Source organism: Bacillus sp. 05T22 (assembly GCF_056396765.1).
In genome coordinates, this window is the sequence record NZ_JBFTMC010000209.1 from 1 (window position 1) to 3,090 (window position 3,090).

The following is a 3,090-nucleotide window of genomic DNA, read 5'->3' on the forward strand; positions in this document are numbered from 1 at the left end:
ACCTTTCCCTTGATATTCAGGACCTATTGAAACGCCAATTCAGGACCTATTGAAACGCCAACGTGACAAGTACCATTCTTCCAGTTCACTAAGTAAACAGCTATTGTCCCAATAAAGATTTTTTCATCTTTAAGTTCAATCCCAAACATGTAATCCTCTTTATCAGAACTTACTTCATTAAGAAATTTTTCATGGTCACGTTCGGTAGGAGGAAATGGTATTCCATCATTCATTAATAACCGGCTCTCCATTACATCTTCAATGTTAAAGTAGTTTCCGTTATTGCACCCAAACACATTAAAACAATTGATATCTGCAGAAAAAGATATCATCAGTAATATATTTTGGACTTCCTGGCAACCAGGCACAATTGAAATGCCCCAAGTATGGATAGAGGATGAGTATTCCATGTACAAAAAGCAATATCACTCCTTGATGTCTAATGAGGAAATCCGAGAGCAAATATTCTCTTTCCTACACCAATTGCGAATACCAGGCGTATATGAAGTTGGAGGGTTAGGCGCTTGCACACCTATTAGTCGAAAGGCCCTACAAGTAGGAGTTAATTTTTCAACAATCAAAAATCTTTTTTTTGGGGGTGAAGATAGGCATTTTTGTATTAGAGCAGTTGCTTTAGGATTTGATTTATATGTGGATACACATCATCCTGCTTATCACATATACCGCAGTTCAGATATAAAGGGCGTAGAAGCCTTTAAAAATAGTTCGATGGTTTAACCAGTTCGATTATAACCTTTATACACAAATAATTTCATAAAAAACTTTAAAAAGGGGTTCTACCGCATCGCTATCAAGCTAAGCTTTTGAATTATCCCCATAACGAAAAAATTAAGCATCATTGACACAACATGCTTCTTTTCTTTTCTTTTCTTTACGATGACTTCTTTTAAACTGTGTTAGTTAATTTAAAGATAATTAAGAAAACCACTCCTTTAGCTAAGAATGGCTCTTATATATAAAACTTAATTAATTGGTATATACTTCTTGAAGCCCTTACTTATAGTTCCATTATAACCATTTTTAGCAAAGAATTTATGTGCTTCTATTCTAGTTGTACTGCTTAATAAGATAATTCTTGTGGATCCCCTTGCAATTGATAGCCGTTCTACATGTTTTAGTAACTTTTTACCTATCCCATTACCTCGAAAATCTTCATTTACAATCACATACTCTAGAACGGTATACGGTCTAAATTGATATCCAGGATCAAGACAAAACGTCATAAATATACTTCCTTTAACTTTACAATCTTCCTCATAAACAAATAAGAAATTATTAGAATCATTCCTTATCTGCTCAATTCTTTCTGGTAAAACCTTAATGTTTTTACTATGTGGTGCTAATTTTTTATATAGATTTTCAATTACATTACTGTCTTTTGGTTCAGCTTCACGAATCATATAATTATCCCCCTCTATTAATATTGATATATCAATGGTTCTACCTATTATAATGTCACTTTACCTATAAGTTGGCCAGAAAACACTTATTTTTGCAGATAATTATCAAATTATTCAAAGGAATTGGAAGCATAAATTGGCCGTAAGTTAATTATTAACCCATAAGCTGGCCGTTAGTTTATGCGAAATTTTATACATATGGAGTAAAGGAAAAAAGACAATGAYTGCTTTTAACCACTAATATAATGAGATGAATAAGAAACTACATACGTAGGTGAAGAGGATGTTTCAAAGAATGTTGATAAGTCGGGAATTATTGGTGAGGAGAACTTCTGATAATGGGACGTTATGTTAACCTTACATGAATAACATATACAACTTAAATTACACAACATATAACTTCCTCCGAATGGTATAATAAGGAAAAAAGGGGGTTCTGAATAATGCCCTTAGGAACCACTATTTATTACGTCATTATTGCAGTAATCATCGGTGCACTGTTTGGCGGAATTATACGTATAATTCGGCATACCAGCAATCGCAAAAAGCAAGATCCAGTTGAGAAAAAGTTAGATAGGGTTATTCAACTGTTAGAAAAACAAAACAAAGATTGATCCTTCCTCGAAATAGGAGGGGTTTGCTGTTTATTTTATAAAAGGAGTGAAAAACATGGTGAAAATAAGAAATAGTGTACCAAAGGGGGATAAGACTTTAGATATAACGCTCACACAAGATGGTTGGACTCCGATGAAAGAACCTAAAAATTTTGTCAACGCTCTTTTGCTGTCTGTTCCTTTTATGAYTATAAATGCACTCATTTCGATAGGGATGATCAATATTTTTTCCGATATATCTTTACGTGAGTTTGGATTAACAACAGAGGGGGTATTCATAACCATCGACTTAGTATCCCTACTTTTCATTATTTTTCTTGTAATCCTTCACGAGTTAATTCATTTAATCTTTATCCCTAATTTCATTAAATCAGAAAAAACATGGATTGGACTCACTTTCTTTGGAGGATTTGTTGCAACAGAAGAAGAGATTTCAAAACCAAGATTTGTACTTATTACAATCGCCCCTTTTTTTATCATTTCAATCCTAACACCGCTTCTATTAAGTGTTTTCGGTGCATTGACAACAACTTTAAAATGGTTAATACTGTTGAACTCAATGGCATCATCAGTAGATATGCTTACACTCCTACTAATACTAAAACAAGTACCTCCAAATGGTATTTTAAGAAATAACGGATCGAAGACATACTGGAAATGCACAAAAGTTAAATCGCAAACACTTGAAATATAATGACACAAAAAACTTTTACGAGACTATATATATTATTTTCTGTTTAACTTCCGATACCGAGAATTATGAAGAGCCTTGCTACAATCTAGTGTGTGGTAAGGCTCTTTAAAGTTGTTTAATTTCTATACATTTAAAGGTATTTGTACTCAAAAATCATTAATAAAGTTGTTTAATTCTTATTGAAATAAAGCACCTGTTTGTTTAAGTGAATCACATTTATAATGTCAAATATATTATCAGTTTATATATTTGTGACTGCTAAACTAAAGTAGACAGTTTCCGACAACCAAGATTGAACACTTTTTTACCAAATAACTTCCATATCATGATAGATTGAGAGGAGATATCATGATATAGGGGG

5 protein-coding genes are annotated in these 3,090 nt (G+C 32.7%); 3 read left to right on the forward strand and 2 right to left on the reverse strand.

The window, feature by feature from the left end; translation table 11 throughout:
- Positions 1 to 23: 23 nt before the first annotated feature.
- On the reverse strand, positions 24 to 410 hold the full coding sequence (locus AC1DIT_RS27715; protein WP_476998576.1) for a GNAT family N-acetyltransferase: 387 nt from the start codon (positions 408 to 410) through the stop codon (positions 24 to 26).
- On the opposite strand from AC1DIT_RS27715, the gene AC1DIT_RS27720 reads away from it, so the two are divergent.
- Positions 409 to 738: a glycosyltransferase family 2 protein gene (locus AC1DIT_RS27720; protein WP_154214595.1), complete on the forward strand. Its 330-nt coding sequence runs from the start codon at positions 409 to 411 to the stop codon at positions 736 to 738. The two genes, AC1DIT_RS27715 and AC1DIT_RS27720, sit on opposite strands and share 2 nt — an antisense overlap.
- A gap of 245 nt (positions 739 to 983) precedes the next feature.
- Here the strand turns inward: AC1DIT_RS27720 and AC1DIT_RS27725 are convergent, their stop codons facing one another.
- Positions 984 to 1,421, reverse strand: a complete 438-nt coding sequence (locus AC1DIT_RS27725; RefSeq protein ID WP_016133043.1) for a GNAT family N-acetyltransferase — start codon at positions 1,419 to 1,421, stop codon at positions 984 to 986.
- A 443-nt stretch (positions 1,422 to 1,864) separates the two neighbouring features.
- Between AC1DIT_RS27725 and AC1DIT_RS27730 the strand changes: the two genes are divergently transcribed.
- On the forward strand, positions 1,865 to 2,035 hold the full coding sequence (locus AC1DIT_RS27730) for a DUF4083 family protein (RefSeq protein ID WP_016115306.1): 171 nt from the start codon (positions 1,865 to 1,867) through the stop codon (positions 2,033 to 2,035).
- 55 nt (positions 2,036 to 2,090) lie between these two features.
- On the forward strand, positions 2,091 to 2,729 hold the full coding sequence (locus tag AC1DIT_RS27735) for a DUF3267 domain-containing protein (RefSeq protein ID WP_476998575.1): 639 nt from the start codon (positions 2,091 to 2,093) through the stop codon (positions 2,727 to 2,729).
- The last annotated feature ends 361 nt before the right edge of the window (positions 2,730 to 3,090 follow it).